This is a genomic window from Candidatus Stoquefichus massiliensis AP9 (genome assembly GCF_000455285.1).
Classification (GTDB): domain Bacteria; phylum Bacillota_I; class Bacilli_A; order Erysipelotrichales; family Coprobacillaceae; genus Stoquefichus; species Stoquefichus massiliensis.
On record NZ_HG005297.1, the window covers coordinates 1 to 9,398 of the forward strand.

Here is a 9,398-nt window from a genome sequence, read left to right on the forward strand (position 1 = left end):
CTTGAATAATATCTTTTTTCTCTAAATACAATGTTAGTTTTTCTGCTATGTTTTCCATAACTCTTCACCTAAGTCTAGATTATCACCTTTTTTATATTATTTCAATATTTTGGCAAAAACAATAAGTGTTTGGTATATTTATAGCGAATTTATGTTATTTCTATGTACTTTTAAAATAATTAAGTATAATAAAATAAAGAAAGCGATTTATATATACAAATTTATTCTATTGAATATAATATTCTTGTCTCTAATAATCCTGAGTCTATTGATTTTAAGCAGGTATTTGATGCTATTTTTTAGATATAGAAATGCCTACATCAATGGTTTTGTAAGAAAACAATATCTCACTCAAGAATTAGCTCCCATTTTAAAACGACTCATTATCCAAATCAACCAATATTTTTCAATTAACTATCAGAGTCAACATCTTAAAATTCTTTATCGAGATACTCTTTATTTTAAAAATAATAAACATAATATATACATTCATACTATTCATCATATATAAAAATAAAAAGGAACTCGAATGAGTTCCTACTTATATTCTAGAATTGGAGAATCTTTGATTTGGACTTGTTTATCAATATGATACTTTGTGAGTGTATATCCTTTTATATCAACAATAACCAACATCGTCATATCATTAATTCCATCTGTTTCAAATTTTTGCTTATCATATTGAATCAAGAGATCACCTGGTTTAACAACATCCCCAACTTGAACAAAGGTTTCAAACCCTTCACCACCTAAGTTCACTGTATCCAAACCAACATGTATCAAGATTTCCATACCATCTTCATTTTCAATGCCAACAGCATGTTTTGTATTATCCATCACCATTGTGACTTTCCCATTGCAAGGTGCATAGATATTGCCTTCACTTGGCTGAATCGCAATCCCATCACCCATCATCTTTGTTGCAAAGACTTCATCAGGTACATCTTCTATCGCAACAGTTTTTCCATTAGCCATTGCATAGAAGCATTTACTTTTCTTTTTAAAGAATCCCATTTTATTTCAACTCTGGCCAATAATCTTTATTAGCTTCAATCATTTCATCTAAGATTTGTTTTGCAACTTTTGCACTAGGTACAATTTTTGATAAAGTCATAGCTTGCCACATTTTTTGATAACTTCCTTCAATCCAAGCTTCAACAACTAATTTTTCTACAGAAACTTGTTGCTCCATCATACCCTTTTGGAATTGTGGAATAGCTCCTTGAACAACGCGTTCATAACCATTAATTCCTACATAACAAGGAATTTCTACCATGGCAGTTCTATCAAAGTTTTCAATAGCTCCTTCATTTGGTACAATTAATAAGAATTTTTCTTTTGTGTTAGTAGCCAAAGCACAAGCTAAGTCAACAATATATTCAGCATGAGCATCTGGTTCAAAGCCACCATCTTTAGCAGTTCCTTTATCTATAATATTTTGACAAATTGTAAAGATATTCTTTTCACGATGTTCCATAACTTCATTAGCACGTGTATGATTTGGATCTGAATGTTCAACAACATAATCTGGATATAAATAATATTTTAAGTAAGTATTAGGAATTGTATCTGGATCTAATGCGTAAACATCTTTTGCTTTCGCAAATGTTTCAATCCAGCTTTGTTCAACATGCTGATTTGTTTTAGATAATGCATCAGCAAATCCATTTGCTGCCACATGTTTTTTAATTTCTGGCATTAAATCATTTCCTTTTTGATCTTTAATTGAATGCCACCAACCAAAGTGGTTTAAACCATAATATCCAACATCTAATTCTTTTCTAGAACTTAATCCAATCATTGAAGCCATTTTTTCTTCTAAGTCAATTGGCATATCACAAATATTTAAGATTTTAGAGTTAGGACGTAATCTTCTTGTTGCTTCTGCAACAATTGCAGCAGGATTTGAATAGTTTAACATCCAAGCATTTGGAGAGTATTTTTCCATATAATCTAAGATTTCAATAACTCCACCAATAGAACGCATACCATAAGCTAAACCACCTGGACCACAAGTTTCTTGACCTACAACTCCATATTTCAATGGAATCTTTTCATCTTTTTCACGCATTGCATATAAACCAACACGAATATGACACATAACAAAGTCGACATCTGTAAATGCTTCTTTTGGATCAGTTGTATAACCAAATTCCACTTCTGGAGCATTTTCTTTTAAATAGATTTCACAAGCTTTTGCGATAGTTTCTTGTCTTTCTTTAAAATTATCATAGAACTTAATCTTTCTAATAGGGAAACGATCCATATGTTCTAATAATAACAAACAAATTCCTGGAGTGAATGTACTTCCTCCACCTGCAATAGTAATTGAATATTTTTTTTCTGCCATTTTCTTTCTCCTCCGTTTTTTTACATTAATCTAATAGTTGCAAATAAGCTAATACAACTTATCAACATCACAAGCATACTTCCGCCACCATTTACAAAAGACTGCTTGATTGTTGAAGTTTTTAGTGTTGAAATAACTGGAATATTGTAGTAATGAATAGCTCTGTAGAATACATAAAGTAACATCATCAAATAGAATAGATTCATCGTTAAAGCTTGAGCAATCAATAATAAGATCATATTAATACAAACAAATTTTGTATTTCCTTCTGTGAGGTTTTTTTGAATCAATTGAACAAGGTAAGCAATATAAGGATTCACCATCGCAATCAGAAAGACAACCGTTGTACTTGGATCTTGAACCAATAACTGCTGAAACGTAATTCCATTCATTGTTGCTTTTAATGATACATATAAGTAACATATTAAAGGAGTAATTGCTAGGAACACTTTTGTGATCATAAAGTAACGATTTAATTTTTGAAGTTCTTTATCTTGTTTATTTCTACGAGCCATATTTTCTACCTTCCTTTTTCTATAATAAACCCTCAAATTCTTCTCTTACTGTTGGCACTTTTAAACCAACAATAACTTGAATATTTGTTTTTGTTGCTTTAATACCATGCGTTCCAATTGTTTTAAAATAAGAATCACTTTGAACTAAATTTTCATCTTTCACATTGACACGTAAACGTGTTGCACAATTTGTCACATCAACAATATTATCTTTTCCACCCAATGCTTCAAGAATCATAGTTGCTAAACTTCCTTGAGCAGCTCCAGCTTGTTTTTCTTTGAAATCAGCTTTACTATGGAAAGTGATTTCTTCATCATCTTCACGACCTGGTGTCTTGAAATCAAATTTTAAGATTAAGAATCTAAAGACAACAAAGTAAATACCTGTAAAAACTAAACCAATAAATAACAATGTTAAATATGTTGGCCAATGACTTGCCATTAATGGAATAAAGTTCAATGCTGACATTTCAATTAAACCACCTGATAAGACACCAACAACACCAAATAAATAAGCTACTGTAGCGAGTGTTGCAGCTAAGATTGCATGAACAACGAATAATGCTGGTGCGATAAATAAGAATGTAAATTCAATTGGTTCTGTCACACCACAGAAGATTGCTGTTAGAGTAATTGGAATCAATAACCCTGCAATTTGTTTTTTCTTTGTATCTTTCGCTGTAAAATAGAATGCTAACGAAATTCCTGTACAACCAAAGATTTTTGATAAACCTGTAAGTGTTGGCCATGCATATGGTGCTAATGTCTTTAATGACTGTGAGCTTGCAGCTAATTGTGGTAAAGCATTTGCCCATGCTGAGTAAACACCACCATTTATAACTGCTGAATCATAGAAGAATGGGAAATAAAGTAAGTGATGTAATCCAAATGGAATTAAGATACGTTCCATAAAAATGAATATCCATACTCCAACTGCCCCAGCTCCTGAAATAAATCCTTGGAAACTTCTCATTCCTGCTTGAACCATTGGCCAGAAGCTTGCCGATAAGAAAGCAACTGGTAATAATACGAAGAATCCTACAATAACAACGAATGATGATCCACTAAATGTTCCCATCCATTCTGGTAATTCTGTATCAAAGTAACGATTGTGTAAGAAGATAACAATTCCTGAAATAATTAAGGCTCCAATCATCCCCATATCCAATGTCTTGATACTCGCTACCATTGTCAAGCCACTTGTTCCACCTGCTTCTGCTGCAAAATCAACGCCAAATGTTGAACCCCATTGACTTAAGATTGTACTTAAGAAATATTGAAATGTTAAGTAAAGCACTAATGCTTCCATACAACATCTGGCTTGTTGCTTTTTAGCAAGTCCGATTGGCAATCCGACAACGAAGATTAGTGGTAATTGATTAAAAACCGTCCAGCCACCCTGTAGGACGACATTCCAGCATTGATACCATAAACCATCTGGACTTGCAAGACTACCCATGATTGCTTCAGTGGTAAACAATGTTCCAATTCCAATAACAATTCCTGCAAAAGCAAATAGCAGAACTGGCGTAAACATTGCTCCTCCAAATCTTTGAATTTTTTGCATCATATCATTTTTCCTCCCTTGTGATATCTCTTGCACGTTTATAGTAACCCCTTTCAAAATTCTTTTCAATACTTTGGCACGACTTAGGGACGAGGTGCGTTTTCAATGATTTATCACATTACCCGTGAATTTTCACAAATGAAAAAAGTATTGAATTTATCAATACTTTTTTCATTTGTATAAATTTTTAATTATGAGTAATCATCAATAAATTGTGTGACCATTTCTTCTCTTCCAACAACTGCAATTGTATCATGACATTGGAAATGATACTGTGGATCCACTTCTGTTTCAGTTATACCATCATGATGAATAGCAATAATATTTAAACTATATTTCTCACGTACTTTCATTTCTATGATTGTTTTCCCAATCATCTCTCCAGTCACTTTAATCTCCATCACTTCAATGCCCTTACCAATAGAAATAGAATCAACCATGTTATCCCTTAATATTTTTTTAGCAATTCTTAAAGCCATATCTCTTTCAGGATAAACAACCTGTGCTCCTAATTTTTCTAGAACTTCTCCCTGTTCTCCTGTTGTTGCTTTAGCAAGCACTTGAGGAACACCTAAATGAATCACATTTAAGGTTGTTAATATACTTGTTTCAATCTTGTCCCCAATACAAATAATTGCCATATCACAATTTTGTACACCTATATCCTCTAAGACTTCTTTATTTAATGTTTTTGCTACAAAAGCATATTCACTATAATCTCTTAACTCTTTGACACGTTCCTCATCTTTATCAATCCCAATAACATCTTTACCTGCTTCTGCTAATGTTTTAGCTAATGGCATGCCAAATCTTCCTAATCCTATAATCGCATAACTTTTCTCTTTTTTCATATCTTTCACCTATCCTATCGTTATATCTTCAGTTGTATAAACAGCTGTTGTTGGTTCTTTATATGTTCCCAATGTGATAATTGTTAATGCTCCAATACGCCCAATATACATTGTTAAAATAATAATCACTTTACCAATGCCACTTAAATATGGTGTAATCCCAGTTGATAGCCCCACTGTTCCAAATGCTGATGTGCTCTCAAAAAGCAATTGAATAAATGTAAACTGTGGTTCATATATACACAACAAAAATGTACTGATCATAACCACACATAAAGATAAAAAGACCACAACAAAAGCCTGTTTAATAACACTCTCTGATATTCTTCTTTTAAATGCAACACAATGCTGATGTGTGATAATACTTCGTACAACATTTCCAATCACAAATAGAGTACTGGTTTTAATACCCCCACCTGTTGATCCTGGCGATGCTCCTATAAACATTAAAATAATCAAAACAAATAATCCAGCATTTGTAAAGTTTCCTAAAGAATAAGTAGAAAATCCAGCAGTACGAGCAGATACACTATGAAAGAATGCTCCCAACCATGTGACATCATCTGTTAATTTAATAAGTACTGTTCCTACAATAATCAGAAATAAACTTACTGTAATAACTGCTTTGGAATGAAAAGTTAGTTTTTTAAAAGACTTTTTATTCTTAACATCAATGATCACTAGGAATCCAATACCACCAAAGATAATCAAACCACAAGTCACTAAATTTAATAAAACATCATTTTGATAAGGAATAAGATTTGTTAAACCTCCTAAAATATCAAAACCTGAGTTATTAAAGGCTGCCACAGAATGAAATAAACTGATTCCCAAGGCATCTAGTGGAGGATAATCTTGAACAAAGACAATAAAACTAAAAATAGTTCCTACGAATTCAAATAACAAAGTCATTTTTAAAACATACTTCACTAACTTAACGAGTCCACCATAACCACCAATATTCCATGACTCTTTAATTAGCTTTCTTGCTTTAAATCCTACGCGTTTTCCAGCTGCCAAAATCAAAGAGACACCTACACAAGTGACACCTAAGCCACCTATTTGAATAAGCAATGCGACAACTGTTCTGCCAAATACAGTAAAATGTTCAGCTGTATCAATAGCAATCAATCCAGTTACACAAACAGCACTTGTTGAAGTAAATAAAGCATCAACAAATGTGACAGTCTGTCCCTCTCTTATAGATGCTGGTAGCATTAATAAAATAGCTCCTATAACAATAACACTCATGAATCCTAAAGCAATTAATCGAGGTGGTGAAGAATGCCTCATCATCTCACGAACTTTACATACTATTTTCTCCATATTTTCACCGTCCTCACTAAAAAAACAGATTCCCTAAAAGAGAGTCTGTTTTTTTCAATATAAAAAGTTATACTCATATGAGCAAAACTCTGTTGAATAAATAAAGTTATAAAACTTTATGACAGACTCCACCAATTATTCAACATATATTTATTTATGTTTCTACTAATCTTTTTAGACCAAAAATTATTATTCTTCAATCATTTCTGGTTTCATTTTCATAGCCGCAACTGCTTTTCTAATCTTATAAAAACTTTCAGCAATATTCAAGCCATGATCACCAATTCTTTCAAAATCTGTTAACACCTTAGTATAAACAACACTATTTTCTGTTGTACATTTCTTTTGTTTTAAACGAATAAGTTGATTAATATTAAACTGCTGATTTGTTTTATCAATATTTTCTTCTATCACATCAACCTTATCAACAAGATTTTTAAATTCATCATATTTCATAATTTTTAATTCATCTAATATATTTGTACATAGACTACTCATAATACCTATTTCATCCATTGCCTCATCAGAGAAATGACGATTTTCTTCATGGAGTAATTTTGCACGGTTAGCAATATTCACAGCATGATCACCAATTCTTTCAAGATCTGCTGAGACTTTTAGAAATAGACCAATTGTTTGAGAACCTTCCAATGGAAACTCATTAGATATAGCGCTTGTTGTAAAATCAACAATTTGTTTATTTAGAAAATTAATATATTCTTCACTTTTTTGCAGTTTCTCATATTTCTCATCTTTATAACGAATCATTAGTTCAAATGATCTTCTGACATTATCGATTGTCACATCTAACATATTTTGTGTTTCATTAAACAATTGTGTATTTGCAATAGCACTTGTTCCAATATGGAAATCATTTGTAAAAAGATTAAAATCTAAGAATTTCACATCCATACGATCTTCATGCCCTTCTTTTTCAGGTAGAATCTTATATGTAAGTTGAACTAACTGTTTTCCAAATGGTAACAATAATAAGGTTGTCACAACATTAAAGACAGTATGTACATTAGCAATCTGTGCAGGTATATTTGATGGCGTTAATGCTTGCATCCAATGAGCAAAAGGTGTTACCATACTAACCAATACAAAGATTGCTGTCCCTATAATATTAAAGGATAAATGTAATATAGTTGTTCGCTTAGCATTACGCCCTGTTCCAATAGATGCTAACACTGCTGTAATACATGTTCCGATATTTTGTCCAAATAAAACATAAATAGCTGATGGTAATGTAATCACACCACTCATAGCAAGTGCCTGCAAAATACCAACAGAAGCTGATGAACTTTGAATAATAGCTGTAAATAATGCTCCAACTGCAATTCCTATTAAAGGATTTTCAAAGTTAGAGACAATACTAACAAATTCTGGTGAACTACGAAGTGGAGCCATTGCCCCTGACATCATTTCCATCCCCATAAATAAGATACCTAATCCTGCTGCAATCGTTCCAATTGCATCTAATTTTTTACTCTTGAAAAAGGCAATCAGTGCAACCCCAATAAAAGCAATAACTGGTGCTAAAGCAGTAATATCTAAAGCAATTAATTGTCCTGTTATGGTTGTCCCAATATTCGCCCCCATAATCACCCAAACAGCATTTTCAAGTTTCATTAAACCAGCATTCACAAATCCTACAGTCATGACTGTTGTTGCTGAAGATGATTGAATCAAAGCTGTAATTAATGCACCAACCCCAACTCCTAAAAAACGGTTTGTTGTTAGTTTTTCAAGGATTGATTTCATCTTATTCCCTGCTGCTAACTCCAACCCATTTGACATCATCGTCATACCATAGAGGAATAAAGCCAAACCACCTAATAAAGCAAATATATTTGATAATTCCATCCCTTTTTTGCCTCCTATAAATCTACAAAGAAAGATTAACATTTCATTTACATAATGTAAATAAACTTAACATAAACTTAACATTTCTCTATCATTTTTTTGTCAATAATTAAAAAAAACTAGCTTTTAGCCAATTTCATCATTAATGTAATGCTTTTTCAATAATACCATCAAAATGACTTGTTGCAAAATCAATAGACTCTATATTCATGACCTTATGTCCATATTTTTCTTTATATTCAGGTAATTTATAAGCAATCTGTGGAGCCAATAGTATAACATCATATTCATTTGCTACATAATCTATATCCGTATAACCAACTGCATCAACTTGTATTCCTAAATGTCTTTCATTAATAATTTCTTGCATAGCATATGCAAAGTAGGATGAAGTCAGTCCTCCACTACAACTAAGTAATATCTTTTTAACTGATGTATTATGGATATTTATATCGTGGTACTGTGAAACTGGTAATGTAAGATACTGAAAAAATGTATTGAACTGTTCTAGACTTGATTTCATATCATGCATTTGAAAATGTAAATAGAATACGGATTCTTCTGTTTCTTCATCTTTTATACTCAATTCAACAATATTATCTCTATGGAAACAAATTGTTCCATGTAATCCGCAACTCTTAATACATAATGTACAACACTTATCACATGATAAAACTCCATCATGCCCTTTTAACCATTTATAAACAATTGGCCTCATTAAATCTTCATAAAATTCATTCATTTTCTTTCCCTCCTTTTGAATGTATTCATCCTATCACTTAGAGTTAACTCCAAGTCAAGGTGTTTTCAAAAGATGAAAAAAACCATTATAAGAAAATTCTTATAATGGCTCAATTCACTATAAATCACAGATTCCTGTACCTTCACCATACATGGCATACCAGTCACTATTAAAATCATCT

8 protein-coding genes are annotated in these 9,398 nt (G+C 31.9%); all 8 read right to left on the bottom strand.

Annotated features, from left to right (window positions below; translation table 11 throughout):
- Window positions 1-537: 537 nt before the first annotated feature.
- Complete coding sequence (locus BN350_RS16745; protein ID WP_028044623.1) at window positions 538-1,014, bottom strand: PTS sugar transporter subunit IIA; 477 nt, start codon at window positions 1,012-1,014, stop codon at window positions 538-540.
- A gap of 1 nt (window position 1,015) precedes the next feature.
- Entirely contained in the window at window positions 1,016-2,350 is a 1,335-nt protein-coding gene (locus tag BN350_RS16750; RefSeq protein WP_028044624.1) for a 6-phospho-alpha-glucosidase, read from the bottom strand.
- 20 nt (window positions 2,351-2,370) lie between these two features.
- Entirely contained in the window at window positions 2,371-2,865 is a 495-nt protein-coding gene (locus BN350_RS16755; protein ID WP_028044625.1) for a hypothetical protein, read from the bottom strand.
- 19 nt (window positions 2,866-2,884) lie between these two features.
- Window positions 2,885-4,435, bottom strand: a complete 1,551-nt coding sequence (locus BN350_RS16760) for an alpha-glucoside-specific PTS transporter subunit IIBC (RefSeq protein WP_028044626.1) — start codon at window positions 4,433-4,435, stop codon at window positions 2,885-2,887.
- A 188-nt stretch (window positions 4,436-4,623) separates the two neighbouring features.
- Entirely contained in the window at window positions 4,624-5,283 is a 660-nt protein-coding gene (locus BN350_RS16765) for a potassium channel family protein (protein WP_028044627.1), read from the bottom strand.
- Window positions 5,284-5,292: 9 nt separating this feature from the next.
- Window positions 5,293-6,609 (bottom strand): TrkH family potassium uptake protein, encoded by a 1,317-nt coding sequence (locus BN350_RS16770; RefSeq protein WP_028044628.1) that lies wholly within the window; start codon window positions 6,607-6,609, stop codon window positions 5,293-5,295.
- A 189-nt stretch (window positions 6,610-6,798) separates the two neighbouring features.
- Complete coding sequence (locus BN350_RS16775) at window positions 6,799-8,475, bottom strand: Na/Pi cotransporter family protein (protein WP_028044629.1); 1,677 nt, start codon at window positions 8,473-8,475, stop codon at window positions 6,799-6,801.
- Between the two features lie 142 nt (window positions 8,476-8,617).
- Window positions 8,618-9,217 (bottom strand): PTS sugar transporter subunit IIB, encoded by a 600-nt coding sequence (locus tag BN350_RS16780; protein WP_028044630.1) that lies wholly within the window; start codon window positions 9,215-9,217, stop codon window positions 8,618-8,620.
- Between the last annotated feature and the right edge of the window lie 181 nt (window positions 9,218-9,398).